Source organism: Paenibacillus pinistramenti (assembly GCF_005869875.1).
In the GTDB taxonomy this organism is placed as follows: domain Bacteria; phylum Bacillota; class Bacilli; order Paenibacillales; family Paenibacillaceae; genus Fontibacillus; species Fontibacillus pinistramenti.
The window spans coordinates 1-25,242 of sequence record NZ_VAWG01000018.1 but is presented as its reverse complement, the minus strand read 5'-3'; the positions used below and the strand labels follow the sequence as shown (position 1 = coordinate 25,242).

42 protein-coding genes and 1 rRNA gene are annotated in these 25,242 nt (G+C 46.5%); 41 read left to right on the top strand and 2 right to left on the bottom strand.

Annotated elements, in window-relative coordinates; all coding sequences use genetic code 11:
- The first annotated feature begins 11 nt into the window (after positions 1-11).
- The 38 genes from rplC to FCN15_RS16125 all read left to right on the top strand — a co-directional run bounded on the left by rplC (position 12) and on the right by FCN15_RS16125 (position 21,705).
- Positions 12-635 carry a 50S ribosomal protein L3 gene (gene rplC, locus FCN15_RS16310; RefSeq protein ID WP_138496044.1) on the top strand — a complete coding sequence of 208 codons (624 nt, stop codon included), beginning with the start codon at positions 12-14 and terminating at the stop codon, positions 633-635.
- A gap of 26 nt (positions 636-661) precedes the next feature.
- On the top strand, positions 662-1,285 hold the full coding sequence (rplD, locus tag FCN15_RS16305) for a 50S ribosomal protein L4 (RefSeq protein ID WP_138496043.1): 624 nt from the start codon (positions 662-664) through the stop codon (positions 1,283-1,285).
- A complete protein-coding gene (rplW, locus tag FCN15_RS16300) occupies positions 1,285-1,575 on the top strand; it encodes a 50S ribosomal protein L23 (RefSeq protein WP_068698236.1) in 291 nt (96 codons plus the stop codon). Before rplD ends, rplW begins: the two co-directional genes overlap by 1 nt.
- 28 nt (positions 1,576-1,603) lie before the next feature.
- Positions 1,604-2,434 carry a 50S ribosomal protein L2 gene (gene rplB, locus FCN15_RS16295; protein ID WP_138496042.1) on the top strand — a complete coding sequence of 277 codons (831 nt, stop codon included), beginning with the start codon at positions 1,604-1,606 and terminating at the stop codon, positions 2,432-2,434.
- Between the two features lie 79 nt (positions 2,435-2,513).
- The gene (gene rpsS / locus FCN15_RS16290) at positions 2,514-2,792 is read left to right on the top strand and encodes a 30S ribosomal protein S19 (protein ID WP_094094347.1); all 279 of its coding nucleotides are present in this window, start codon (positions 2,514-2,516) and stop codon (positions 2,790-2,792) included.
- 58 nt (positions 2,793-2,850) lie between these two features.
- Positions 2,851-3,159: a 50S ribosomal protein L22 gene (gene rplV, locus FCN15_RS16285; RefSeq protein ID WP_420819588.1), complete on the top strand. Its 309-nt coding sequence runs from the start codon at positions 2,851-2,853 to the stop codon at positions 3,157-3,159.
- A 13-nt stretch (positions 3,160-3,172) separates the two neighbouring features.
- Positions 3,173-3,838 carry a 30S ribosomal protein S3 gene (rpsC, locus tag FCN15_RS16280; RefSeq protein ID WP_094094345.1) on the top strand — a complete coding sequence of 222 codons (666 nt, stop codon included), beginning with the start codon at positions 3,173-3,175 and terminating at the stop codon, positions 3,836-3,838.
- A 2-nt stretch (positions 3,839-3,840) separates the two neighbouring features.
- Positions 3,841-4,275: a 50S ribosomal protein L16 gene (gene rplP, locus FCN15_RS16275; protein WP_068698226.1), complete on the top strand. Its 435-nt coding sequence runs from the start codon at positions 3,841-3,843 to the stop codon at positions 4,273-4,275.
- Positions 4,265-4,465: a 50S ribosomal protein L29 gene (gene rpmC, locus FCN15_RS16270; RefSeq protein ID WP_108467047.1), complete on the top strand. Its 201-nt coding sequence runs from the start codon at positions 4,265-4,267 to the stop codon at positions 4,463-4,465. The genes rplP and rpmC overlap by 11 nt, the downstream gene beginning before the upstream one ends.
- 49 nt (positions 4,466-4,514) lie before the next feature.
- Positions 4,515-4,778, top strand: a complete 264-nt coding sequence (gene rpsQ, locus FCN15_RS16265) for a 30S ribosomal protein S17 (protein ID WP_068698222.1) — start codon at positions 4,515-4,517, stop codon at positions 4,776-4,778.
- Between the two features lie 35 nt (positions 4,779-4,813).
- Positions 4,814-5,182, top strand: coding sequence for a 50S ribosomal protein L14 (gene rplN, locus FCN15_RS16260; protein WP_068698221.1), 369 nt, complete (start codon positions 4,814-4,816; stop codon positions 5,180-5,182).
- Positions 5,183-5,260: 78 nt separating this feature from the next.
- Positions 5,261-5,614, top strand: coding sequence for a 50S ribosomal protein L24 (gene rplX / locus FCN15_RS16255; RefSeq protein ID WP_068698219.1), 354 nt, complete (start codon positions 5,261-5,263; stop codon positions 5,612-5,614).
- Positions 5,615-5,646: 32 nt separating this feature from the next.
- Positions 5,647-6,189 carry a 50S ribosomal protein L5 gene (rplE, locus tag FCN15_RS16250; RefSeq protein WP_138496040.1) on the top strand — a complete coding sequence of 181 codons (543 nt, stop codon included), beginning with the start codon at positions 5,647-5,649 and terminating at the stop codon, positions 6,187-6,189.
- Between the two features lie 45 nt (positions 6,190-6,234).
- Positions 6,235-6,420 carry a type Z 30S ribosomal protein S14 gene (locus tag FCN15_RS16245; RefSeq protein ID WP_009226651.1) on the top strand — a complete coding sequence of 62 codons (186 nt, stop codon included), beginning with the start codon at positions 6,235-6,237 and terminating at the stop codon, positions 6,418-6,420.
- Positions 6,421-6,450: 30 nt separating this feature from the next.
- Positions 6,451-6,849 (top strand): 30S ribosomal protein S8, encoded by a 399-nt coding sequence (gene rpsH, locus FCN15_RS16240; protein ID WP_138496039.1) that lies wholly within the window; start codon positions 6,451-6,453, stop codon positions 6,847-6,849.
- Between the two features lie 30 nt (positions 6,850-6,879).
- Entirely contained in the window at positions 6,880-7,422 is a 543-nt protein-coding gene (rplF, locus tag FCN15_RS16235; protein WP_138496038.1) for a 50S ribosomal protein L6, read from the top strand.
- A 79-nt stretch (positions 7,423-7,501) separates the two neighbouring features.
- Entirely contained in the window at positions 7,502-7,870 is a 369-nt protein-coding gene (rplR, locus tag FCN15_RS16230; protein WP_138496037.1) for a 50S ribosomal protein L18, read from the top strand.
- 27 nt (positions 7,871-7,897) lie between these two features.
- On the top strand, positions 7,898-8,395 hold the full coding sequence (gene rpsE / locus FCN15_RS16225; protein ID WP_044482508.1) for a 30S ribosomal protein S5: 498 nt from the start codon (positions 7,898-7,900) through the stop codon (positions 8,393-8,395).
- Positions 8,396-8,408: 13 nt separating this feature from the next.
- Entirely contained in the window at positions 8,409-8,588 is a 180-nt protein-coding gene (gene rpmD / locus FCN15_RS16220) for a 50S ribosomal protein L30 (protein ID WP_138496036.1), read from the top strand.
- A gap of 50 nt (positions 8,589-8,638) precedes the next feature.
- The gene (rplO, locus tag FCN15_RS16215; protein ID WP_138496035.1) at positions 8,639-9,079 is read left to right on the top strand and encodes a 50S ribosomal protein L15; all 441 of its coding nucleotides are present in this window, start codon (positions 8,639-8,641) and stop codon (positions 9,077-9,079) included.
- Complete coding sequence (gene secY, locus FCN15_RS16210) at positions 9,079-10,377, top strand: preprotein translocase subunit SecY (RefSeq protein ID WP_138496034.1); 1,299 nt, start codon at positions 9,079-9,081, stop codon at positions 10,375-10,377. The genes rplO and secY overlap by 1 nt, the downstream gene beginning before the upstream one ends.
- Before the next feature lie 100 nt (positions 10,378-10,477).
- Positions 10,478-11,122, top strand: coding sequence for an adenylate kinase (locus FCN15_RS16205; protein ID WP_138496033.1), 645 nt, complete (start codon positions 10,478-10,480; stop codon positions 11,120-11,122).
- A 5-nt stretch (positions 11,123-11,127) separates the two neighbouring features.
- Entirely contained in the window at positions 11,128-11,880 is a 753-nt protein-coding gene (map, locus tag FCN15_RS16200; RefSeq protein WP_138496032.1) for a type I methionyl aminopeptidase, read from the top strand.
- A gap of 12 nt (positions 11,881-11,892) precedes the next feature.
- A complete protein-coding gene (locus tag FCN15_RS16195; protein WP_138496031.1) occupies positions 11,893-12,198 on the top strand; it encodes a KOW domain-containing RNA-binding protein in 306 nt (101 codons plus the stop codon).
- Between the two features lie 2 nt (positions 12,199-12,200).
- Entirely contained in the window at positions 12,201-12,416 is a 216-nt protein-coding gene (gene infA / locus FCN15_RS16190) for a translation initiation factor IF-1 (protein WP_007132547.1), read from the top strand.
- A 194-nt stretch (positions 12,417-12,610) separates the two neighbouring features.
- Positions 12,611-12,724, top strand: a complete 114-nt coding sequence (gene rpmJ, locus FCN15_RS16185) for a 50S ribosomal protein L36 (RefSeq protein WP_003333770.1) — start codon at positions 12,611-12,613, stop codon at positions 12,722-12,724.
- A gap of 23 nt (positions 12,725-12,747) precedes the next feature.
- Positions 12,748-13,116 carry a 30S ribosomal protein S13 gene (gene rpsM, locus FCN15_RS16180; protein ID WP_138496030.1) on the top strand — a complete coding sequence of 123 codons (369 nt, stop codon included), beginning with the start codon at positions 12,748-12,750 and terminating at the stop codon, positions 13,114-13,116.
- 19 nt (positions 13,117-13,135) lie between these two features.
- Positions 13,136-13,531, top strand: coding sequence for a 30S ribosomal protein S11 (rpsK, locus tag FCN15_RS16175; RefSeq protein WP_009226663.1), 396 nt, complete (start codon positions 13,136-13,138; stop codon positions 13,529-13,531).
- 130 nt (positions 13,532-13,661) lie between these two features.
- Positions 13,662-14,606: a DNA-directed RNA polymerase subunit alpha gene (locus FCN15_RS16170; RefSeq protein ID WP_138496029.1), complete on the top strand. Its 945-nt coding sequence runs from the start codon at positions 13,662-13,664 to the stop codon at positions 14,604-14,606.
- Between the two features lie 40 nt (positions 14,607-14,646).
- Positions 14,647-15,012 (top strand): 50S ribosomal protein L17, encoded by a 366-nt coding sequence (gene rplQ / locus FCN15_RS16165; protein WP_138496028.1) that lies wholly within the window; start codon positions 14,647-14,649, stop codon positions 15,010-15,012.
- 129 nt (positions 15,013-15,141) lie between these two features.
- The gene (truA, locus tag FCN15_RS16160; protein ID WP_138496027.1) at positions 15,142-15,921 is read left to right on the top strand and encodes a tRNA pseudouridine(38-40) synthase TruA; all 780 of its coding nucleotides are present in this window, start codon (positions 15,142-15,144) and stop codon (positions 15,919-15,921) included.
- A gap of 92 nt (positions 15,922-16,013) precedes the next feature.
- Positions 16,014-16,352: a TFIIB-type zinc ribbon-containing protein gene (locus tag FCN15_RS16155; protein WP_138496026.1), complete on the top strand. Its 339-nt coding sequence runs from the start codon at positions 16,014-16,016 to the stop codon at positions 16,350-16,352.
- Between the two features lie 313 nt (positions 16,353-16,665).
- Entirely contained in the window at positions 16,666-17,103 is a 438-nt protein-coding gene (gene rplM, locus FCN15_RS16150) for a 50S ribosomal protein L13 (RefSeq protein WP_138496025.1), read from the top strand.
- A 20-nt stretch (positions 17,104-17,123) separates the two neighbouring features.
- Positions 17,124-17,516 (top strand): 30S ribosomal protein S9, encoded by a 393-nt coding sequence (gene rpsI, locus FCN15_RS16145; RefSeq protein WP_068698182.1) that lies wholly within the window; start codon positions 17,124-17,126, stop codon positions 17,514-17,516.
- Between the two features lie 286 nt (positions 17,517-17,802).
- Positions 17,803-18,495 (top strand): phosphoadenylyl-sulfate reductase, encoded by a 693-nt coding sequence (locus FCN15_RS16140; RefSeq protein WP_138496024.1) that lies wholly within the window; start codon positions 17,803-17,805, stop codon positions 18,493-18,495.
- A 16-nt stretch (positions 18,496-18,511) separates the two neighbouring features.
- The gene (sat, locus tag FCN15_RS16135; protein ID WP_138496023.1) at positions 18,512-19,681 is read left to right on the top strand and encodes a sulfate adenylyltransferase; all 1,170 of its coding nucleotides are present in this window, start codon (positions 18,512-18,514) and stop codon (positions 19,679-19,681) included.
- A gap of 70 nt (positions 19,682-19,751) precedes the next feature.
- Complete coding sequence (cwlD, locus tag FCN15_RS16130) at positions 19,752-20,507, top strand: N-acetylmuramoyl-L-alanine amidase CwlD (RefSeq protein WP_138496022.1); 756 nt, start codon at positions 19,752-19,754, stop codon at positions 20,505-20,507.
- Positions 20,508-20,589: 82 nt separating this feature from the next.
- Positions 20,590-21,705 (top strand): Mrp/NBP35 family ATP-binding protein, encoded by a 1,116-nt coding sequence (locus FCN15_RS16125; protein ID WP_138496021.1) that lies wholly within the window; start codon positions 20,590-20,592, stop codon positions 21,703-21,705.
- Between the two features lie 66 nt (positions 21,706-21,771).
- Here FCN15_RS16125 and gerD read toward each other — a convergent pair whose 3' ends face one another.
- Together gerD and pdaB are read right to left on the bottom strand one after the other, a co-directional pair.
- Entirely contained in the window at positions 21,772-22,575 is an 804-nt protein-coding gene (gene gerD / locus FCN15_RS16120; protein WP_420819587.1) for a spore germination lipoprotein GerD, read from the bottom strand.
- A 117-nt stretch (positions 22,576-22,692) separates the two neighbouring features.
- Positions 22,693-23,505: a polysaccharide deacetylase family sporulation protein PdaB gene (gene pdaB, locus FCN15_RS16115; RefSeq protein ID WP_138496072.1), complete on the bottom strand. Its 813-nt coding sequence runs from the start codon at positions 23,503-23,505 to the stop codon at positions 22,693-22,695.
- Positions 23,506-23,686: 181 nt separating this feature from the next.
- Between pdaB and FCN15_RS16110 the strand changes: the two genes are divergently transcribed.
- The 3 genes from FCN15_RS16110 to FCN15_RS16100 all read left to right on the top strand — a co-directional run.
- Positions 23,687-24,292 (top strand): stage II sporulation protein M, encoded by a 606-nt coding sequence (locus FCN15_RS16110; RefSeq protein ID WP_138496020.1) that lies wholly within the window; start codon positions 23,687-23,689, stop codon positions 24,290-24,292.
- A gap of 140 nt (positions 24,293-24,432) precedes the next feature.
- Positions 24,433-24,660 carry a hypothetical protein gene (locus FCN15_RS16105; protein ID WP_138496019.1) on the top strand — a complete coding sequence of 76 codons (228 nt, stop codon included), beginning with the start codon at positions 24,433-24,435 and terminating at the stop codon, positions 24,658-24,660.
- A gap of 379 nt (positions 24,661-25,039) precedes the next feature.
- A 16S ribosomal RNA gene (locus tag FCN15_RS16100) occupies positions 25,040-25,242 on the top strand; the annotation flags it as partial.

Sequence of the window (25,242 nt, the reverse complement as noted above, 5' to 3'; positions counted from 1 at the left end):
GAGGTGTCAACATGAAAGGTATCTTAGGTAAAAAACTAGGAATGACCCAGTTGTTTACTGCAGAAGGTAATGTGGTTCCTGTAACGGTAATCGAAGCAGGCCCGAACGTAGTTCTTCAGAAGAAAGATGTTGAGAACGACGGTTACGAAGCTGTACAGCTCGGTTTCTCCGACAAGAAAGAGAAAAGTGCTAACAAACCTGAAGTAGGGCATGCCAAAAAGGCTAACTCTACACCTAAGCGCTACGTTCGTGAAATTCGCGGTATTGATCTTGCAGGATATGAAGTTGGCCAAGAGATTAAAGCTGATGTCTTTGCAGAAGGCGAATTCGTTGACGTAACAGGTATTTCTAAGGGTAAAGGTTTTGCCGGCGTTATCAAACGTTGGGGACAAAGCCGCGGACCAATGGCTCACGGTTCCCGTTACCATCGTAGACCTGGTTCCATGGGTTCCATCCAAGCGAACCGCGTTCCTAAAGGCAAACACCTTCCAGGACACATGGGTCACGAAACTGTAACGATCCAAAACCTCGAAGTCGTTAAAATCGATGTAGAACGTAACGTTCTCCTCGTTAAAGGATCCATTCCTGGTCCTAAGAACGGTTTCGTTAAAATCCAAGAAACGGTTAAGAAATAATCGACTGAAGAAAGGAGGAACACAAAATGCCTAAAGTAGCACTTTATAATGTAAGTGGCAGCCAAGTGGGCGAAGTTGAACTGAATGATGCAGTTTTCGGTATTGAGCCGAATACTCATGTTCTGCACGATGCTGTAGTTATGCAGCGCGCTTCCCTTCGTTTTGGTACGCACAAAGTTAAAGGACGTTCTGAAGTACGCGGCGGCGGACGTAAGCCTTGGAAACAAAAAGGTACAGGCCGCGCACGTCAAGGTTCCATTCGTGCCCCGCAATGGGTAGGTGGTGGTGTGGTCTTCGGTCCAACTCCACGCAGCTATTCTTTCAAACTGCCTAAGAAAGTTCGTCGTTTGGCCATCAAATCCGCGCTTTCTTCGAAAGTGATCGACAACGAAATTATCGTGCTTGACGCTTTGACGCTTAATGCGCCGAAGACGAAAGAGTTCGCAGCGATCCTTAATAACCTGAAAGTGGAACGCAAAGCTTTGGTTGTAGCGCCTAGCTATGACGATAACGTAGCGCTCTCCGCTCGTAACATTCCAGGGGTTAAGTTTGTTGCAGCTGACGGCATCAATGTTCTTGATGTGCTGACGTACGACAAGCTGATCATTACGAAAGAAGCAGTTCAGAAGGTAGAGGAGGTGCTCGCGTAATGAAAGATCCTCGTGATATTATCAAGCGTCCTGTGATTACAGAACGTACGGCTGAATATATGGGTGACCTGAAATACGTTTTCGAAGTTGACATTCGTGCCAACAAAACCGAAATCAAACAAGCTGTTGAAGCGATCTTCAAAGTCAAAGTTAAGAATGTAAACACTTTGCGCGTCCCTGCGAAGCCTAAACGGTACGGACGTCATTCTGGTTACACTTCCGAGTGGAAGAAAGCATTCGTAACCCTGACTGCAGACAGCAAACCGCTTGAGTTCTTTGAATCGGTATAACATTCTTTTAAGTTAGGAGGGAAACACAGTGCCAATCAAAAAGTATAAACCGACGTCCCCGGCAAGACGTGCTATGTCCGTCTCTACATTTGAAGAAATCACAACAAATGTACCGGAGAAATCTTTGCTTGCGCCGCTGAGCAAAACAGCTGGCCGCAACAACCAAGGTAAAATTACGGTTCGTCACCATGGCGGCGGACACAAGCGTAAATACCGTATCATTGACTTTAAACGGAACAAAGACGGCATTCCAGGTCGCGTTGCTACAATCGAATACGACCCGAACCGTACTTCCAATATCGCATTGATCCACTATGTGGACGGCGAGAAACGCTACATCATCGCTCCTAAAGGCTTGAAAGTGGGCGACCAAGTCATTTCCGGTCCTGGATCTGACATCAAAATCGGTAACACGCTGCCTTTGGAAAACATTCCAGTAGGTACAGTTATCCACAACATCGAGCTGAAACCAGGTAAAGGCGGACAACTCGTTCGTGCTGCTGGTACAGAAGCTCAATTGCTCGGTAAAGAAGAGAAGTATGTAACTGTTCGCCTTTCTTCCGGCGAGGTTCGCAGAATTCTTAAAGTTTGCCGCGCTACAATCGGCTCCGTAGGTAACGAAGACCACGAGCTCGTTAAGATCGGTAAAGCTGGACGTAACCGCTGGCTTGGACAACGTCCTGAAGTTCGCGGTGTTGTAATGAACCCTAACGATCACCCTCACGGTGGTGGTGAAGGTCGCGCTCCGATCGGCCGTAAATCTCCATTGTCTCCTTGGGGCAAACCAACCCTTGGTTACAAAACGCGTAAAAAAGGAAAAGCTTCTGATAAATACATTGTTCGCCGCCGTACGAAGTAATGCGTTTTTACGCATAACTTCCCGGTGGACCGAGCGGTTTGAAATCATCTGAAGTTGTTTCGAAGGGAGGATTTAACCTATGAGTCGCAGTTTGAAAAAGGGGCCTTTTATCGATGGGTACCTGCTCAAGAAAGTTGAAGAGATGGAAGCTTCCAGCAAGAAGGCTGTCATCAAAACTTGGTCCCGTCGCTCCACGATTTTCCCACAATTCATCGGACACACTTTCGGCGTTTACGACGGCCGCAAGCATGTACCGGTTTATGTAACGGAAGATATGGTTGGACATAAACTTGGCGAATTCGCGCCAACACGTACGTACAAAGGACATACGGACGACGATAAGAAAACAAGACGTTAATTCTAGTTCTTCTTTATGAGAGGAGGTTACGAAATTGGAAGCAAGAGCACATGCTAATATGATCCGCATCGCTCCGCGTAAGGCTCAACTCGTTGTTGATTTGATTCGCGGTAAGAAAGTGGGCGAGGCTATCGCAATCCTTCGCCATACTCCTAAAGCAGCTTCTCCGATCGTAGAAAAATTGCTGAACTCGGCTATCGCAAATGCTGAGCACAACTATTCTATGGACGTTAATAAATTGGTGATTACTCAGGCTTACGTTAACCAAGGACCAACGATGAAACGTTTCCGTCCGCGGGCAATGGGTCGTGCAAGCCGTATCAACAAACGCACTAGCCACATCACATTGGTGGTATCTGAAAAATAAGGAGGGAAAACGTGTGGGCCAAAAGGTAAATCCAGTCGGATTGCGGGTAGGTATTATCCGTGATTGGGAATCTAAATGGTACGCAGGGAAGGACTTCGGCGATCTTCTTCTGGAAGATGTCAAAATCCGTGAACACCTGAAAAATAAATTGAAAGAATCCGCTGTATCTCGCATCGAAATCGAGAGAGCGGCTAACCGTGTGAACGTTACAATCCACACTGCTAAACCAGGTATGGTAATTGGTAAAGGCGGTTCCGAAGTTGAGAACCTGCGCAATGAAATTACTAAAATCGCAGGTGGCAAAAAAGTTCACATCAACATTTCCGAAATCAAAACTCCAGATCTTGACGCGATTCTTGTCGCAGAAAGCATTGCACAACAATTGGAACGTCGCGTTTCTTTCCGTCGTGCTCTGAAACAAGCGATTCAAAGAACTATGCGTTCTGGTGCAAAAGGTATTAAAACAGCAGTCAGCGGTCGTCTTGGCGGTGCTGAAATTGCTCGTACAGAAGGCTACAGTGAAGGAACTGTTCCACTTCATACGCTTCGTGCCGACATCGACTACGGAACGGCTGAAGCTCATACAACCTATGGCCGCATCGGCGTAAAAGTATGGATCTATCGTGGAGAGGTTCTTCCTACGGCTAAGAAACAAGCTGCTCAGGAAGGAGGCAACTAATCATGTTGGTACCAAAACGTGTAAAACACCGCAAACAACAACGCGGTAGTCTTAGAGGTCAAGCTAAAGGCGGCACTGAACTGAACTTCGGCGAATTCGGCCTGCAAGCTACAGAACCATCATGGATCACTAACCGTCAGATCGAAGCAGCGCGTATCGCGATGACTCGTTATATCAAGCGTGGCGGTAAAGTATGGATTAAGATTTTCCCTGACAAACCGATCACTCAGAAGCCTCTCGAGGTTCGTATGGGTAGCGGTAAAGGTAACGTAGAGAAATGGGTCGCAGTTGTTAAACCAGGTAAAATCCTGTTTGAACTTGCTGGTGTATCGGAAGAAATCGCTCGTGAAGCGATGCGTCTTGCCGCTCACAAACTGCCGATCAAAACAAAGTTTGTGAAACGTGAAGAATTGGGTGGTGAAGCAAATGAAAGCTAATGAACTTCGCAACTTAACCACTGCTGAGATCGAACAAAAAATTGCCGGATTTAAAGAAGAACTCTTTAACCTCCGTTTTCAATTGGCTACAGGTCAGCTTGATAACCCGACTCGGATCCGTGACGTGCGCAGAGAAATAGCTCGTGCTAAAACCGTTTTGCGTGAAAGAGAACTTGGGATTACCAGTTAAGATAGCTTAGCTGCACTAGCAGCACCCGAACTCAGGAAGGAGGCCAATCATGAGCGAACGTAATGCCCGCAGAGTGCAAATTGGTAAAGTAGTCAGCGATAAAATGGATAAAACCATCGTAGTAGCTGTTGAAACTTACAAGAAACATGATTTGTACCACAAGCGTATTAAATATACGAAGAAGTTCAAAGCGCATGACGAGAACAATACGGCTAAAATCGGCGACGTTGTAAAAATCGTTGAGACTCGCCCGTTGTCCAAAGACAAACGCTGGAGACTTGCTGAAGTTATTGAAGAAGCGGTTATTATCTGATTGTACGGTAGCTTAACCGAAAGGAGGAAATTTCAATGATTCAACCATTTACACGTTTGGCTGTTGCTGACAACTCCGGCGCGAAGGAATTGATGTGTATCCGCGTTTTGGGCGGTACTGGACGTCGTACAGCTCAAATTGGTGATCTGATCGTTTGTTCTGTAAAACAAGCAACACCAGGCGGCGTTGTCAAAAAAGGCGATGTTGTTAAGGCGGTTGTTGTTCGTACTAAACGTTCCGTACGTCGTAAAGACGGATCTTATATCGCATTTGATGAAAATGCAGCGGTTGTTGTTAAAGAAGACAAGAGCCCACGCGGTACTCGTATTTTCGGACCAGTTGCCCGCGAACTTCGCGACAAGGACTTCATGAAGATCGTTTCCTTGGCTCCGGAAGTTATCTAATCAACACCCCAAAGTCCGGCTTGCTGCGAATGGTAAGCCCAGCGCTTCGGGGACCCCGATAAATTGGAGGTGTAGAAGATGCCTAGACTGAAAAAGATTTTGGAGTCTCATAACAATAAACTTCACGTTAAAAAAGAAGATACTGTTATCGTGATTAGCGGTAAAGACAAAGGCAAAAAAGGCCGCGTCATCGCTGCTTACCCTCGTGAGAACCGCGTTCTGGTTGAAGGTGTGAACATGGTGAAGAAACACCAGAAGCCTAACCAACTCAACCCGCAAGGCGGAATCATTGAGAAAGAAGCTCCAATTCACGTTTCTAACGTAATGCACGTTGATCCTAAGAGCGGAAAAGTAACTCGTATCGGTTACAAAACATTGGACAACGGCAAAAAAGTGCGTGTAGCTAAACGATCCGGAGAAGTGATCGATTAATTCACTTATGTAAGAAAGGAGGAACACCATTCATGTCAGCAAGACTTAAAGAACGTTTTCAGAACGAAGTAACACCTGCTTTGGTTCAAAAGTTTAATTACACTACAGTAATGCAAGTGCCTAAAATCGAGAAAGTCGTTATCAACATGGGTGTAGGCGACGCGGTTTCCAACTCGAAAGTACTTGATGCAGCTGTAGCTGAAATGGAACTGATCGCTGGTCAAAAACCAGTAATCACAAGAGCGAAGAAATCCATCGCTGGATTTAAGCTTCGTGAGAACATGCCAATCGGCGTAAAGGTAACTCTTCGCGGCGATCGTATGTACTACTTCTTGGACAAATTGTTCAACGTAACGCTTCCACGTGTACGTGACTTCCATGGCGTATCGAATAAAGCATTCGACGGCCGCGGTAACTACACACTGGGCCTCAAGGAACAACTGATTTTCCCTGAGATCGAGTATGATAAAGTTGATAAAGTACGTGGCATGGACATCGTTATCGTAACTACAGCAAAAACGGATGAAGAATCCCGTGAACTGTTGACTCAACTTGGAATGCCTTTCGTTAAGTAATAAATTCAAGATTCTCCGAAAATATTTAGGAGGTGTCAGGCTAAAGTGGCTAAAACTTCGATGAAAGTAAAACAACAACGCACACCTAAGTTCAAAGTAAGAGCTTATACTCGTTGCGAACGTTGTGGTCGTCCACATTCAGTCCTGCAAAAGTACAAAATTTGCAGAATTTGTTTCCGTGAATTAGCTTATAAAGGCCAGATCCCTGGCGTGAAAAAAGCAAGCTGGTAATTAACGAGATCGGGAAGGAGGTTTACACGAATGACTATGTCAGATCCTATTGCAGATATGCTTACACGTATTCGTAACGCAAACACTGTGCGTCACGAAACTGTAGAAATGCCTGCTTCGACGATTAAAAAACAAATCGCTGAAATCTTGAAGCGTGAAGGTTTTATCCGCGACGCGGAATATATCGACGATAACAAACAAGGAATGATCCGTATTTTCCTGAAATACGGCGCTAACAACGAGCGCGTTATTACTGGTCTTAAGAGAATCAGTAAACCAGGTCTTCGCGTTTACACGAAGAGCAACGAGATTCCTCGTGTACTCGGCGGTTTGGGAATCGCGATCATTTCAACATCGAAAGGTGTTATGACCGACAAGGAAGCTCGCCAGTCTAAAGCCGGCGGCGAAGTTGTCTGCTACGTTTGGTAATAAACGTCACAAAACAAGGAGGTGCAGCAAATGTCCCGTATTGGTCGCAAACCAATTACAGTACCAAGTGGTGTGGATGTCACACTGAATAACACGGTTATTACAGTTAAAGGTCCTAAAGGATCCTTGACTCGTGAGCTTCATAAAGACATGAAGGTCGTAGTTGAGGACAATGTCATCAACATTGAACGTCCTTCTGATAATAAATTGCATCGTTCCCTTCACGGTACAACACGTAGTGTTGTTAACAACATGGTAAGTGGTGTAACAGAAGGTTTCTCTAAGAACCTTGAACTGGTGGGTGTCGGTTACCGCGCAAGCTTGTCCGGCAAGAAGATCGTTCTGAACGTTGGTTACTCCCATCCAGTTGAAATCACGCCTGAAGACGGTATTGAGTTCGAAGTTCCTTCGAACACTAAGATTATCGTTAAAGGCATCGACAAAGAGCGCGTAGGTGCTTACGCTGCTAAAATCCGCTCCGTACGTGAGCCTGAACCTTACAAAGGTAAAGGTATCAAATACGAAGGCGAACGTATCATCCGCAAAGAGGGTAAAGCTGGTAAGAAGAAATAATCTTCTTTACCGCGGCCCCCTCTGGCTTTTTAATGTTAGTCTGCTTGCATCGTAATCCGAAAGGAGTGAAATGAAACTCATGATTACAAAAGGTGATAAAAATAAAGCACGTTTGAAAAGACATCTGCGAGTGCGTAAGAAAGTTCAAGGAACTGCTGAGCGTCCAAGATTGAACGTTTACCGTTCTGAGAAGCACATCTATGCACAATTGATCGATGACGTTGCTGGTGTAACTTTGGCTTCCGCTTCTACAGTGGACAAAGAACTGGCTTCTGAAATCGGTAATGGCGCTAACGTCGAATCCGCTCGTAAAGTGGGCACTTTGATTGCAAAACGTGGTCAAGATAAAGGTGTTAAAGTCGTGGTATTTGACCGTGGAGGTTACTTGTACCATGGACGTATTCAAGCGCTGGCTGACGCTGCTCGCGAAGCAGGGCTTGAATTCTAAGATATTTTTCAAAAGGAGGTAAACGACTTGCGTGTAGATCCGAATACTCTTGAATTGACTGAAAGAGTTGTTAATATTAACCGCGTAGCTAAAGTAGTTAAAGGCGGACGTCGTTTCAGCTTCAGCGCTCTCGTTGTTGTCGGCGACGGCAAAGGCTGGGTAGGCGCTGGTATCGGTAAAGCTGGCGAAGTTCCAGATGCGATCCGTAAAGGCATCGAAGATGCTAAGAAAAATCTGGTTCATGTACCACTCGTTGGCACAACTATTCCTCACCTTGTTACTGGTCACTTTGGCGCTGGCCGCGTATTGTTGAAGCCGGCTTCTGAAGGTACTGGTGTAATCGCTGGCGGTCCAGTTCGTGCGGTTCTTGAATTGGCTGGTGTAGGCGACATTTTGACAAAATCTTTAGGTTCTTCGAATTCCATCAACATGGTCAACGCAACTTTGGAGGGCTTGTCCCGTCTGAAGCGCGCTGAAGATGTGGCGAAATTACGCGGTAAAACCGTCGAAGAACTTCTCGGTTAAGGAGGGAATCCAAGTGGCAAAACTTCAAATTACCCTCGTACGGAGTTTGATCGGCCGTCCGGAGAACCAACGTACTACTGTTAAGACTTTGGGTCTTCGCAAAATCAACCAAACCGTGACTCATGAAGACAATGCTGCAATTCGCGGCATGATCAATCATGTAAATCACCTGGTTAAAGTTGAAGAAGTTTAATTTAAGCTTCTTAGAACTACTGACACTTAATTAAGGAGGTGCAACGAACGATGAAGTTACATGAACTTTCTCCAGCTCCTGGTTCCCGCAAAGAACGCAAACGCGTAGGTCGCGGTACAAGTAGCGGTATGGGTAAAACCTCTTCCCGTGGTCACAAAGGTCAAAACGCCCGCTCCGGCGGTGGCGTTCGCCCTGGCTTTGAGGGGGGGCAAAACCCTTTGTATCGTCGCTTGCCAAAGCGTGGTTTCGTGAATCCTACTCGTAAAGAGTACGCGATTGTGAACTTGGATACTTTGAACAACTTTGCTGCGGATACTGAAGTGACTCCTGAGCTGTTGTTTGCACAAGGGATTGTGAAAGACGCAAAAAGCGGAATCAAAATCCTGGGCAACGGTGAGCTCACTGTCAAGCTAACTGTTAAAGCTAACAAGTTCTCTCAATCTGCGGTAGAGAAGATCGAAGCTGCCGGCGGTAAAACTGAGGTGATCTAATGTTTAAAACGGTTAAGAATATATGGCATGTGAAGGAACTCCGCAACCGGATCCTGTTTACATTATTTATCTTTATTATTTACCGGATCGGTACATTCGTACCGGTACCGGGTGTTAATAAAGATGTGTTTAATACAACAAATAATGCCGGTAGCGAACTGTTCGGTCTTTTAAGCACCTTCTCCGGAGGCGCTCTAAAGAATTTCTCTATCTTCGCGCTCGGGATCATGCCGTATATTACTTCATCGATCATCGTACAGCTGCTTTCCATGGATGTTATCCCAAAGCTGGCTGAATGGGCTAAACAAGGCGAGCAAGGGAAGAAGAAATCAGCTCAGCTTACCCGTTATGGTACGGTTATTCTTGGTCTGATTCAATCTTTTGCAATGGCTATCGGCTTTAACCGCTTGTATGGTACGGAGATGGTACCAAACGCTACGTTTGTTGATTATCTTCTAATTGCAATTGTATTGACAGCAGGTACTTCGTTCCTAATGTGGCTGGGTGAGCAAATTACCGAAAAAGGGATCGGCAACGGGATATCTATTATCATCTTTGCTGGTATCGTGGCTGCTATTCCGCAGCACATCCAAGCGGTAGCAAAGTCTGATTTCATTAAGGATGGCCAGCCGTTCTATAACACGATGAAGACAGTGATCATCCTGATTATCTGTGTTCTGATTGTTGTTGGGGTTGTGTACATTCAACAGGCTATTCGAAAAATCCCTGTACAATACGCTAAGCGTGTTGTTGGTAACAAAATGTATGGCGGACAAAACACTCACATTCCGCTTAAGATTAATGCGGCGGGTGTTATTCCAGTAATCTTTGCTGTGTCTCTTCTACAGTTTCCGGTTATTATCGCGAACTTCTGGTCGACTCACACATGGGCTAAATGGATTACCACACATTTAAGAACCAGCGATCCGCTAGGTATCGTATTGTACGTAATTATGATTATTGGCTTTACTTTCTTCTACACTTTCGTTCAGATGAATCCGACTCAAATGGCGGATCAAATGAAGAAAAATGGTGGATATATTCCAGGCATCCGTCCTGGTAAAACAACAGAGAAGTACTTGGTTCGAGTTATGTCACGTTTGACAATGACCGGCGCGATTTTCCTGGCTGCGGTTTCCATCCTTCCGGTTGTATTCGGAGCTTTGGCTGGACTTCCTCAATCCGTGCAAATCGGCGGTACTTCACTGCTAATCGTCATTGGTGTAGCATTGGATACAATGAAGCAGATCGAAAGCCAATTGATCAAACGGCATTACAAAGGTTTTATTAAGAAGTAGGCGACAGGTTCCAGGATCGGGGTTGTGCGTTTTGATCTCGCCTGGCGCCTTTCGTGCTGTTTCATGCAGCAACTGTTACTCAGAGAGGGAGCGATAAGACATGAACATTCTATTCATGGGACCTCCTGGAGCAGGAAAAGGAACACAAGCTGAAGTCATTGTCGGTACATTCGGTATTCCTCATATTTCTACAGGCGATGCATTTCGTCTGGCGATTAAACAAGGAACGCCTGTTGGCCTTAAAGCCAAAGAATATATCGATCAAGGCCTGCTGGTGCCTGATGATGTAACCGTAGGGATTGTGCGTGAACGCCTTCAGCAGCCCGATTGTGAAAAAGGCTTTCTCTTGGACGGTTTTCCAAGAACTCTTTCACAAGCGGAGGCTCTTGAAGAATTGCTTTCCGAACAAAACCGTCAACTCGATCATGTCATCAACCTGAAAGTGGACCGCGACAAACTGATGGCGCGCCTGACTGGACGCCGCATTTGTAAATCCTGCGGAACCACTTATCATGTGATCTTTAATCCTCCTAAACAGGAAGGTGTTTGTGATAAATGCGGCGGTGAGCTGTACCAGCGTTCTGATGACAATGAAGAAAGTGTGGGTACTCGACTCGACGAATATATCAACAAAACAGCACCACTCCTCAAGTTTTATGAAGATAAAGGATTACTGCGTGAAGTAAACGGTGAACAGGAAATAGGAACGGTTTCGGAACAAATCGTATCCTTATTGCGAGGTTAAGTGTAATGATCATCATTAAATCCGAAACGGAACTGGGCTTTATGAGAGAAGCGGGGCGGATCGTAGCGGAAACGCATAAGATCTTGGCCCAAGCGATCGAGCCGGGCATTACGACGGGAGAACTTGATGAAATTGCCGACAAGTACATTCGCAGTCAAGACGCGGTGCCATCTTTTAAGAACTATAACGGTTTTCCTTACAGCATTTGCGCTTCGGTTAATGAAGAATTGGTGCATGGATTTCCCGGTAAACGTAAGTTAAACGAAGGCGACATCGTCACGTTCGACATCGGCGCTGAGTACCGAGGGTATCATGGGGATTCTGCCTGGACCTATCCGGTTGGCCGCATCTCTGATGAAGCTCAGAAACTCCTTGATGTAACGGAAGGCTCTTTATATGCCGGGCTTGAACTTGTGAAGCCGGATGTCCGCTTGTTTACAATATCTCATGCGATTCAGACCTATATTGAGAAGGAAGGTTTTTCGGTAGTACGTGAATATGTCGGTCACGGCATTGGCACAAAGCTGCATGAGGAACCACAAATTCCAAACTATGGTGTTCCTGATCGCGGACCAAGACTTAAACCAGGTATGGTTCTTGCTATCGAGCCGATGGTTAATGCCGGTAAGCGTTATGTTAGAACGCTTGAGGACAATTGGACTGTCGTGACCGTTGATGGATCTTTATGCGCGCACTTCGAACACACAGTTGCTGTGACGAAGGATGGCATGGAAATACTCACAAAGCTGAATGCGTAGGTGGAGTATTTAGTGGATATCAGAAATGGGCAAATCGGACAGTTAGTTAAGGTGTTGAAAGGGAAAGACGCTGGCTCCTATGGAGTCATAGTCGAACGGATTGACGATAAGTTTGTTCGTATTTCGGATGGTGACAAACGCAAGTTTGATCAAGCCAAACGCAAAAATCTCCAGCACTTGGAGCTAACGTCCTGGATAAGCGAAGAGGTTGTAAACAGTTTAAACGAAAACGGTCGGGTTACGAACGGAAAATTGCGTCATGCAGTTATATCGTTCCAGCAATTCACCGATACTAGAACCGAAGAGAAAGGAGACTGACTTTGGCTAAAGAAGATGTCATTGAAGTCGAAGGTACGGTTATTGAACCGCTGCCGAATGCTACTTTTAGAGTAGAGCTTGAGAACGGTCATCAAATTCTTGCCCATGTTTCTGGTAAGCTGCGGATGCACTTCATTCGTATCCTTACGGGAGATAAAGTGGTCGTACAATTGTCACCTTACGATCTGACTAAAGGCCGTATTACTTATCGTAAATAGATTCCATTACCGCTTTTCAATAGATTTGTGGTATACTATTAAAGTTGGGCTTTCATGAAGCCTCATAAGGCTCGCGAAGAGAGTTTTGCGTAGCGGAACTGTGCGAAATGCTTTGAAGCCAGTTTTACTTACTAAAACTTATTTCGTAGCTTTTGGCCAGTTACTCTATGGGAAACTTTAAGGAGGTAATAAGCATGAAGGTAAGACCTTCTGTTAAGCCAATTTGCGAAAAATGCAAAGTCATTCGCCGCAAGGGCAACGTTATGGTAATTTGTGAAAATCCGAAGCACAAACAAAAACAAGGTTAATTTAGAAGGGGGTGTAGCGTAAAATGGCACGTATTGCTGGAGTGGATTTGCCACGTGATAAACGCGTTGAGATCGCCTTGACTTACATTTTCGGAATCGGTAAGACGACTTCCCAGAAAATTTTGGCTGAAACAGGCATCAATCCGGACACTCGCGTTCGGGATTTGACGGAAGATGAAGTGGGCAAATTACGTGAAACGATCGACAAAGAGGTTAAAGTAGAAGGCGACCTGCGTCGTGAAATTTCCTTAAATATTAAACGTTTGATGGAAATCGGTTGCTACCGCGGTGTACGTCACCGTCGTGGCCTGCCTGTTCGTGGTCAACGTACTAAGACTAATGCTCGTACTCGCAAAGGTCCTCGTCGTACTGTAGCGAACAAGAAGAAGTAAGAAGGGAGGATAACAGACAATGGCTAAACCTAAAAAAGTCGTACGTACTAAACGTCGTGACCGTAAAAATATTGAATCTGGCGTGGCTCATATCCGCTCCACTTTCAATAACACGATTGTAACGATTACTGATCCGCACGGAAACGCGATCTCCTGGGCAAGCTCAGGCGGTCTTGGTTTCAAAGGATCCCGTAAATCTACTCCATTTGCTGCACAAATGGCTGCTGAATCTGCTGCTAAAGCTGCGATGGAACATGGTATGAAAACTGTCGAAGTTATGGTTAAAGGTCCTGGCGCCGGCCGTGAAGCTGCGATCCGCTCGCTTCAAGCTGCAGGTCTCGAAGTTAACATGATTAAAGACGTAACTCCGATTCCGCACAACGGATGCCGTCCTCCAAAACGTCGTCGTGTCTAATTGAAGCCAGCCTTTAGTGTGGTATAACGGCATCATCATTTGGTAACAATGGATGTTTAGGCATACTACATGAAATTTAACTCACAGGTAGAGTTTCATTAGGAGCGACGCTTCGAAGGAGGGTAATGCAGTGATAGAAATCGAAAAGCCAAAAATTGAAACCGTAGAAGTTAACGATAACGGTACTTATGGGAAATTCGTAGTTGAACCGCTTGAGCGGGGATACGGCACGACTCTGGGCAACTCGCTTCGGCGTATTCTGTTGTCCTCTCTCCCTGGTGCTGCGGCAACTTCGGTTCAAATCGATGGTGTTCTTCATGAATTCTCGACGATTCCTGGCGTAAAGGAAGACGTGACGGAAATCATTCTGAACTTGAAAGCTCTCTCGCTCAAAATTCATTCGGACGAGGAGAAAGTGCTCGAAATCGATGCTGAGGGCGAGGGCGTTGTCACTGCAGGTGATATTCGTGCGGATAGCGATGTTGAAATTCTGAACCCGGATCTTCATCTTGCAACTTTAGGTCCTGGTTCCAGACTTCATATGCGTATCTTTGCAAACCGCGGACGCGGTTACGTACAGGCCGACAAGAATAAACGTGAGGATCAGCCGATCGGAGTCATTCCTGTCGATTCGATCTATACACCGATTTCCCGTGTGAACTACGTTATTGAGAACACACGTGTCGGACAGGTAACGAACTACGACAAACTCACCATGGAAGTTTGGACGGATGGCAGCATTCGTCCGGAAGAAGCAGTAAGTCTTGGTGCCAAGATCCTTACTGAGCATCTGTATCTGTTCGTTGGTTTGACTGATGAAGCTAAAGATGCAGAGATCATGGTTGAGAAGGAAGAAGACAAGAAAGAAAAAGTGCTTGAGATGACGATTGAAGAACTCGATCTCTCAGTTCGGTCATATAACTGCTTGAAACGTGCAGGTATTAATACCGTTCAGGAGCTTACTACGAAGACGGAAGAAGATATGATGAAGGTTCGTAACCTTGGTCGTAAATCTTTGGAAGAAGTTCAAGAGAAGCTTCAAGAGCTCGGGCTTGGTCTCCGTTCGGAAGACTAATTCTCGTCTGTCTAAGCTTTGATAAGGGAGGGAAAAACAGATGGCATACCAAAAGTTGGGACGCGACTCCAGCGCTCGTAAAGCTTTGTTTCGCGACCTGGTAACAGATTTGTTCTTGTATGAGCGTATCGAAACTACTGAGGCTAAAGCTAAAGAAGTTCGTTCGATCGCTGAGAAGCTGATTACGAAGGCAAAACGTGGTGACTTGCACGCTCGTCGTCAAGTAGCTGCTTATGTTCGTCGTGAATCTATCGACGGAGAGCAGGATGCAATCCAAAAGCTTTTCGCTGATATCGCACCTCGTTACAACGAACGTCCAGGCGGATACACTCGTATCCTGAAATTGGGACCTCGCCGCGGCGATGCTGCTCCAATCGTTTACCTGGAACTGGTTGACCGCGCTTAGGTTGTATTTCTAACCTGGCTGTGATGATAAACTCTCTGTAGCGGCTGCCGCATGGCTCAGCTATCGGAGAGTTTTTCTGTTTCAACCTCCCTCTGAAGCGAGGATGAACAATTTGTGGAGGACATAAATTTGCGCAATTTACTGATGACAGTCTGTTATGACGGTACGAATTACTATGGATTCCAGACGCAGCCGGGTGGAAATACGGTACAGGATTGCATTGAAGAGGCGATAAAGGGCTTAACGGGAGAAAGCATCAAAATCCATGGCTCTGGCCGGACGGACGCCGGTGTGCATGCACGCCAGCAGCCGTTTCATTTTATTACGTCTTCGAAGATTCCGTTTGAACGTTGGAGGATGGCATTAAATGGTCGTCTGCCTGCAGATATTCGGATAATTGATGCAAACGAAGTGCCGCTTGATTTTCACTCCAGACGCTCAGCCAAAAGGAAAACCTACCGGTATACCATTAATGGTAACCGGGTGCCCGATGTGTTCTGGAGGAACTATCAGCTCCACCATCCCGGTAAGCTCGACACGGAAGCCATGCGTCAAGGACTCAGTTATCTTGTCGGTACACATGATTTCACTTCGTTTGCTTCGCGTCATTCCACTAAAACCAGCCACGTCCGTACCATCTATGAAGCAGCGCTTGAAGTGGATAACTCACCTTTATATTCTGGCTCAAATGAGCAGGGGATCATTCATATCATGCTTACTGGTAATGGATTCCTACAGCATATGGTCCGTATCATTGTGGGAACGCTGCTTGAGGTTGGGGAAGGAAAACGGAAGCCAGAGGATATACAAACCATTCTTGAGGCGGTAAACCGCAAAGCAGCAGGACCTACAGCTGAGAGCAAAGGGTTAATGCTGTGGAGTGTGGAGTATGATGCAATAGAGCTGTAAGGGATGAACTTAGGGGCCCAATACAAGTCTTTTGAAACCATCCCGTTAACCTTAACGTATTCCCTCAAAAAGGGTAAGGAGGACTCTATTACATGAAATGTCCAGTTTGTCACGATGTGCGGATGAAGGAAATTCAGAAAGACGGTGTATTGATCGACGTGTGTCCGGAATGCAAAGGGGTCTGGCTTGACCGAGGGGAGCTGGATAAGCTGCTTGGCGGAATCCGCGAGATTCGTCCTGCATTTAATGAGTGGACAGAAAGCCGCGGTTATTATGACCGTGACCATGATGATGACGATGAGTACAAACGCCGTTCAGGGAATCCCTATTATCAGCAGGGCAAAGGATACAACTCTTCCCACGGACAAGGCCATTATAAGCCTAAGAAGAAAAAGTCCGTCTTGGATGTGTTCGGAGATCTTTTTGATTGAATTTTTTTGATTGAAAAAGAATGTCTCTGCTTTTTGAATCGGCCGATTATGCCTGTGGGTTCTTGAGGTGGAATAAATACTTAAAAGTACTTGCGTATTTATATTCTATCCTGTAGAATATAAGTTGTGTTTCTTGATGGCTATCCCACGGCCCCGAGTCAAGAAGTGCACAAAATGTTTTAACAACATGCTTTTTCTAACGATGAATAATCAACGAACGAAGATAAATATACGGGTTTAAAATTTAAGGGTTACCTTGATTTGACCGTATACTAAAAGACGATTTGTGATGAGAACGAAGGAGGATCTTTTCATGCGTACCACCTATATGGCGAAGCCAAACGAAGTTGAGCGCAAATGGTACATCATTGACGCTGAAGGCAAAACTTTGGGTCGTTTGGCAAGTGAAGCAGCTGCGCTGATCCGCGGCAAACATAAACCACAATTTACTCCTCATGTTGACACTGGGGATTTCGTAATTGTTATCAATGCTGACAAAGTTACTTTGACAGGCAAGAAGATGCAAAACAAGAAATATTACCGTCACTCCCTGCACCCAGGTGGTTTGAAAGTGACAGTTGCTCAGGACCTGCTTGCTACTAAACCTGAGCGTATGATTGAGTCTGCTGTACACGGCATGCTGCCTAAAACACGTCAAGGCGAGAAAATGAAGCTGAGACTGAAAGCATACGCAGGCACTGCACATCCACATGAAGCACAAAAACCAGAAGTTTACGAACTTCGCGGATAATTAAAAGGGAGGACAGTTTCATGGCACAAGTACAATACTATGGGACAGGTCGTCGTAAACATTCGGTAGCTCGTGTTCGCCTTGTACCGGGTGAAGGACGCATTGTCATCAATAAACGTGATATCAACGAATATTTCGGTTTGGAGACTCTCAAACTGATCGTAAAACAACCTTTGAACCTTACTGAAACTTTGAACAGCTACGACGTTATCGTTATCGCTAACGGCGGCGGCATTTCCGGTCAAGCCGGCGCAATCCGTCACGGTATCTCCCGTGCTCTGCTGAAAGCAGACCCTGAGTTCCGTCCAGCTTTGAAGAAAGCCGGATTCCTGACTCGTGACCCACGTATGAAAGAACGTAAGAAATACGGCCTCAAAGCAGCTCGCCGTGCTCCTCAGTTCTCCAAACGTTAATATTCCTTGTGTATCAAGGATTCAAAAGCCCTTGGCCTTATGGCCAGGGTTTTTTTGTTTTTCACAAACTAAAGTGTACAGTTACAAATTTGGATGCCCGTTAATAAGATAAACAAAGGCCCAATTGAGAAAGAGTGGCTGCAATTTGGGATAAATTTATCAAATAGCATTGACAGGATTTTATACGAATGTTACTTTACTTTTATAATTCTTATTAGTTTAGTCGGACTTGTTTGCTTTAATGTATGATAGAATCGCCAAGAATTAGCCTGAAGGAGAGAGAAGTATGAACTTAATGGAGAAAGAGAAACTTATCGCTGAGCAAGCGGTTAAACTCGAAACGGCCAGCGCGGAAGAGATTATTGCCTTCGCTGTGGAGACGTTCCCTAATATCACTTTTGCCTGCAGCTTTGGCTCAGAAGACGTTGTTTTGGTGGATTTACTGCAGAAGGTTAGCCCGAAGACGGACATCTTCTATTTGGATACCGATTATCATTTTAAAGAAACCTATCAAACACGTGACGTATTGGCTGAGCGCTATAACATTGATTTTGTGCGTGTATCTCCATTGCTTACGCCTGAACAGCAGACTGAGCAGCACGGACCAGAGCTTTGGACGGTTGACCCTACAAACTGCTGCAACATCCGTAAGGTAGAGCCGCTTACCCGTATTTTGTCGCAGTATGATGCATGGATTACGGGTATCCGCCGCGATCAGGCGCCTACACGCGCTAATGCGAAGAAGATTGAATATGATGTTAAGTTTGGACTGGTTAAATTTAATCCAATCGCAGACTGGACTTCCGAAGACGTTTGGAATTACATCCGTGATAATAATGTGTTCTACAATCCTCTGCATGACCAGAACTATCCAAGCATCGGCTGTGAGCATTGCACACGTCAAGTAATGCCAGGCGAGGATCCAAGAGCGGGCCGCTGGTCAGGCTTTGAGAAAACAGAATGCGGATTGCATAAATAAGGAGGACATCCACAAAATGACGGCAATTTTACCTCATGGCGGTACATTGGTTAATCGAATCAGCGAAGGTGCAGAACGAGAAGAACTATTGAACAAAGCAGCAGGCCTGCCGCAAATTGCAGTCAGCCGCTGGGCGGTTTCGGATTTGGATTTGATCGGGGTAGGCGCGTTTTCGCCGCTCACAGGCTTTTTGAATGAAGAAGATTACCATTCTGTCGTGAATAACATGCGTCTTGCGGATGGAACAGTGTGGAGCATTCCAATTACCCTTTCAATTACAGAAGAGGAGAAGGGCAAACTGTCCATCGGCGGGCAGGCCGCTCTTGTTGGCCAGGAAGACGGTGTTATTTACGGCTTGCTGGATGTTCAAAGCATTTACAGCGTTGATCAGAAGGAAGAAGCGCGCAAGGTGTTCAAAACGGACGATCCTGAGCATCCTGGTGTGAAAAAGCTTTCCGAACGCTCACCTCTATACGTCGGCGGTCCGGTTACCGTCTTGAATCGTCCAACCCCTGAACGGTTTCAGGAGTTCTACTACGACCCTGCTGAGACTAGACGGATCTTCGCTGAAAAAGGTTGGAGAACCGTTGTGGGCTTCCAAACCCGCAACCCGGTTCACCGTGCCCATGAATATATCCAGAAGAGTGCGATGGAGATTGTGGATGCGCTGTTCCTGAATCCGCTTGTCGGCGAAACGAAATCCGATGACGTACCTGCGGACATCCGGATGCGCAGCTATCTTGTTCTGCTGGAGAACTACTACCCGCAGAATCGTGCATTTCTTGGCGTGTTCCCGGCAGCCATGCGTTATGCAGGCCCTCGGGAAGCTATTTTTCATGCGCTTGTGCGGAAAAATTACGGCTGCACCCACTTTATCGTAGGGCGCGACCATGCCGGTGTAGGCGACTACTATGGCACTTATGAGGCGCAGGAAATCTTCAGCAACTTCACGCCTGAGGAGATCGGCATTACGACGCTGTTCTTCGAACACAGCTTCTTCTGCAAGAAATGCGGCAACATGGGGACAAGCAAGACATGTCCTCACGGCAAAGAAGAGCACCTCACCCTGTCCGGCACAAAGGTACGCGCTCTGCTTAGAGACGGTCAATGCCCGCCTCCTGAGTTTACACGTCCTGAAGTAGCGGAAGTGCTTATTAACGGCATGTCCCAGCAAGCCGCACATTAAGCGGTATATTCGTCCACCTTGTCCCATATAGATGATTAGAGTCTATATGGGTACGGAGGTGGTTTTTTTTATGAAACAAAGAAAAACAGTTACGCTGTGGATTTCCGTCAGCAACGTTAAAAGGATCCTATTTATGGCCGTTCTCCTAACTCTGCTGGCAGGCATTTTGTTTTATGAAGTTCCAGTCAAGAGGGTATCCAACTACTGGAGTCTGCCGCTGGCTGGCAAAGTGATCGCGCTGGATCCGGGTCATGGAGGGCCTGATGGCGGGGCATCGAGTAAAGACGGGACAATTGAGAAGGAGATTAATTTGTCCGTAGCCCTGTATCTGCGTGATTATCTGCAGCAGGCGGGGGCAATCGTTTATATGACGCGTGAGGATGATAAAGATTTGGCCGATACCGATACCAGCGGCTACAGCAAGCGCAAAACGGAGGATTTAAAGAAAAGGGTGCGGTTAATCGAAGAGAAGGAAGCCAAGCTGATGGTGAGCATTCATATGAACAGCATTCCCTCGAACAAATGGAGAGGCGCCCAGACGTTTTACCATCCCAGCCATCCGGAGAGCAAGGTATTCGCGGATTTGGTACAAGAAGAGCTGCGCACCAATCTGGAAAATACAGACCGCATAGCCAAGAGTGCGGATTATGTATACCTGCTTAAAGAGCTGAAGATCCCTTCTGTTCTTGTTGAAGTAGGATTCCTGTCCAATCCCGACGAGTCCAAGCTGCTGGGTGACGAGGATTATCAGCGCAAAGTCGCTGCCTCCATCTATAAGGGCATTCTTCGCTACGAAGCAGGCGAGAAAGCAAAACCTACCACTTGAGCAAATGAATCATGTATAATGTAAGCACATTCAGATAGACCAAGCCTGGGCTTGAATTATAGAATAATCGAGGTGTGCTTTCATGATCACTAAAGAATGGGTATTGGCGGCCCTAAGGCCGGTTGCAGAACCAAATCTGGAGCAAAGTTTGGTAGAAATGCAGTGGATACGGGACGTGATGATTAAAGAGGACCGAATTTCTTTGACCGTCGTGACAGCAGACCTTACGGACGAGCTGAGAAGCAGACTTGACCATGAAATTAAGAGCCGTCTGGCTCAGGCGGGTGTGGAGGATATTCATATCCGGTATAGAGAGGCTTCCGCCAGTGAGCGTGAGAAGGCCGGAATCCAGCTTCAGGACGACGAGGTAGGCCCGGGCGGGGGAAGCCTGAAGGGGCATGGAGTTGGCCTTGAGAAGCTCCCGCTAATGGATCCAGCCTCCGGAGTCAGCTTTATCGCTGTGGCCAGCGGAAAGGGCGGCGTTGGCAAATCCACGGTTACCGCGAATCTGGCTGTAGCGCTTGCCCGCCAAGGCCAGCGGGTCGGGCTGATTGACGCCGATATCTACGGGTTCAGCATTCCCGACATGATGGGCATTGAAGACGCTCCTAGCGTTGAGGACGGCGTTATTATGCCGGTAGAACGGTTTGGCGTGAAAGTGATGTCGATGGGCTTTTTCGTCCGTGAAAATAATCCGGTCATCTGGCGTGGCCCGATGCTTGGGCGGATGCTCCGCCAGTTTTTGGAGGATGTCAACTGGGGCGGGCTGGATTTCCTGCTGCTGGACCTGCCGCCTGGAACAGGTGATGTGGCGCTTGATGTGCATCAAATGCTGCCTCAAAGCAAAGAGATCATTGTGACCACTCCACATGCCACAGCCGCGTTCGTAGCGGCCAGAGCAGGGGCTATGGCGCTGCAGACGGATCACGAGCTGCTTGGTGTGGTGGAGAACATGGCTTATTACGAGTGCTCCTCTTGCGGGGAGAAAGACTATATCTTTGGCCGGGGCGGAGGAGCGCGCTTGGCAGAAATGCTTCATACTGAACTGCTCGCTCAAGTTCCCCTTGGCGCACCGGACAACCATCTGTCCGAGCCTGATTTTTCACCGTCCGTCTATAAAGAGGATACCCATACAGCAAAGATTTTTGCAGAAGCAGCAGCCAGCATTATCGAAAAATGCAAAAAAGGACTGACCTGAATGGTCGGTCCTTTTTCCTCTTCTCTAATAATCGAACGACAAGCTCGAACGACAAGCGGCCTCTGTCTAACTTCCGCTCCCGCTTCCGCCGCCACCGCCGCCGTTGCTGCCTCCGCTTTCTCCGCCGCTTTTGCTTCCTTCCTGTCCTGAGCTCTGCTGGCTGCTTTTTTCAACCTCGGGCGTCAGCTGCTCCTGAACTACCGTTCTAAGCAGATCCATAATTTCCATTTTGAAGATCGGATTCTGCATGGCCTCCTGCATAATGGTCATCGTTTGTTTGCGGTAGTCAGATGTTTTGGTCAAATCGAGAAACATTTTGGCAACCTCGGGTGATTTCATGATGTCCATCACGGACTTTTGATAAGTCGGGTCTTTGATCAATTGAAGATGAAGATCCTTGCTTTGAGAATTGATAACCTTGGCAAAATCCCCCGCAAACTGGGGATCTGTCATGATTTTTTCAATTTCTTTCTTGTATTCAGGAGCCGTTATCGTTTCCTTGACTGCCAACCGGACGTCGTTGTAGCTTTGATTAGGCAGCAGCATCTTAATCCCCAAAGTCCCCGAACTACCAGATGAACCGCTTGAACCGGATTCACCCGACCCGGAATCTCCGGAGGATCCAGAATCTGAGCTTGAACTTGAGCCCGATTCCTCGCTGCTGCTTGATGACCCAGAAGAGGAGGTAAGGGATTCCATGATCGCTTTTCTGCCTTCGTCTGTTTTTAGAATATCAATAACCATGGTCTTGGTCTCTTTATATCCCCCTTGGGCGGGGGAGGATGAACTCTGCTCGGAACCGCAAGCGGCAAGAGGTAGAATAAGGGAACAGATAAGACAAAAGGTTCTGCAGTAACTGATCGCTTTCAAGGCTCGCTCCTCCTTTTTACATCATGCTGTGAATAGTATGCGAACGGGAAAATTGAATTATTCCTGAGAATAAAAAACTCCCCAGTCAGCGACTGGGGATCTCAAGCATCATCAAATCTAAAGACCAAAACCGGCAGCGGTTTCGAATTCACGGCGGATCCAGGCCTCATCGTTAACTTCAGTCCCTTTGGTATTAGCCTGGTCGAGCAGGTCTGAAACGGTCACAAACTCATACCCTTTCGCCCGAAGCTCGTCAATAATGGCGGGGAGAGCCTCTTCGGTGTATTTGGCAATGTCGCTGGCATGAAGCAGAACGATATCCCCCGGATGGGCCTTTGAAACAACACGGTTTACGATGGCTTCAGCGCCTTTGTTCATGTAATCTTGAGAGTCGGTATCCCATTGAATCACTTTATATCCCATGCCGTCAGCAATCCGCAGCACTCTCTTATCGAAATCGCCGTTTGGCAAACGCAGCAGCTTGGGTGTCTCTCCCGTCAAATTGGTCAAAATGGTATGGGCAGACTTAAGCTGGTTTGCGATCTCCTCTTCGCTGAGCTGGCTGTAATTCTCATATTTATGCCCATGACTGCCGATTTCAAATCCTTGAGTCTGAATGTCTTTGACGATTTCAGGGTGCGTTTGACTCCATGGCGAGGAGAGGAAGAAGGTTGCTTTCTGCACCCCTTTGTCTTTGAGCAGCTTTAAAATGGGCTCAGCCCGCTTGTCCCCCCAGCTGATATCAAACGTCAAAGCAATCACCTTTTTTTCGGTTGATACGCTGTACACGGCTGAAGGACTGCTCTCAGAGAATACCGTAATATGGTCGCTCTCCATGTAGACGACCCCTGCTGCCAGCAAAGCGGCTGCGACAATAAAGAAGTAACGCTTAATTTTTTTTCCGCTGAATACATAAAAAAAGTTGTTCATCATCTGCGGCTGCACCCTCTCGTTATCAGATTTGCAACATCAATTGGTACAAGTGTATGCTCGTACCGGCTGGCAATATGACTCCTCGTCCTGTCTTCAAAGAGTGAGAGGTAGGTCCAAACAGGTTTAATCCTTAGGAAGCCAGTGAATCCAAATAAATATTGGAGGTACAAATTCAAAAATGCTTACATTTCCTCTTCTCCGTTATAAGCGGTCCATGCTGATCGCAGTTCTTTTATTTGCAGCAGGGATCGTGTTAGGAACCGTCAATACAGCCTTCCTACAGTCTTTAATTTCAGGGGAAGTTGACAAACTCAGACAGGTCAGCAGCGGTCTGAAGGCAAGCGCTCAGCCTGAGCTGCACTTTTTTGTTTTTATTTTTATTAACAATGTTACTAAGAGTGTTTTGGCTATTTGGCTGGGAGCCTTTTTTGGTGTGCTGCCTGCACTGTTTCTGTTGCTGAATGGCATGGCGCTTGGATTTGTGGTAGCTGCAAGCGGGGAGGCGGGAGTGAACATCAGCCAGCTGATTGTCAAAGGACTGCTGCCGCATGGAATCATTGAAATACCTGCTCTGCTTATTGCCAGCGCTTACGGAATCAAATTTGGCGGATTAGTTTGGAGAACTCTGCTGGTCTCCGGCAGACCCAATAAGGCGGGAACATTAAACAAGGAGTGGAAAAATTTCCTCACTTCGGCTGTCGGAACCACCCTTTGGGTCGTTGTCCTGCTGGCAGTCGCTGCCTTGATTGAAAGCACGTTTACTTATCATTTGATGCAAAATTAATTTTAATTTTCCCTCAGGATTCATAAATTACCAGGAAAATGAGCATAACAGTAAAGCGATTCCCGAATATGGTTTATCTGCCCAAGAAGCAGGTTAAACAAAGCGTACCGGGGATTAACAATTAAGGAGGAATTCACACCATGCTGGGTATGCTGTTTAATGACAAAGAATGCAGAGAACTCGACTACGTGCTCCGCAAAGAACTCGACGAAATGCTCCTAGATCTAAGTGACCAGAGACTCGATCAGGATATCCGCAGCGCAATTGCCAAACGATATAATACCGTATTTCGCATGTATGCCCGTTTCGCACCTTCTAAGGAGTTATCCAAGTACGCCCGCCGTACCCGTACACAAGCTAAGCCATAAGGCGACAATAAATAGACTGAACTAAAGAATCGATCCGGCTTACACCGGAGAGTTTATAGCTGATTTAACAACTGGGTCTGTTCTTTTAGTTCAATCTATTCGTGGGGTTGACAGCAATTCAGGTTGTATGATAAATTAATGACCGTTGATTTTGTAAGGATCATAACTAAGAGAAGAGAAGCAACCTTGCTTTTTGAATCTAAAAAACTTTTTAAAAAAAGTCTTGCAAATATCAACGGCAATGTGATATATTATAAAAGTCGCCGCTGAGATGCGGTGAAGAGCGAAAGTGAACTTGATCTTTGAAAACTGAACAACGAGTGAGAAATAAATAACGAGTAACAACTCGTCAGATTCAAAATGAGTCACAAACTTTACTTTTATGGAGAGTTTGATCCTGGCTCAGGACGAACGCTGGCGGCGTGCCTAATACATGCAAGTCGAGCGGAGTTATGAGGGAGCTTGCTCCCGATTAACTTAGCGGCGGACGGGTGAGTAACACGTAGGCAACCTGCCTGCAAGACTGGGATAACTACCGGAAACGGTAGCTAATACCGGATACGCAAGGGAGTCGCATGATTC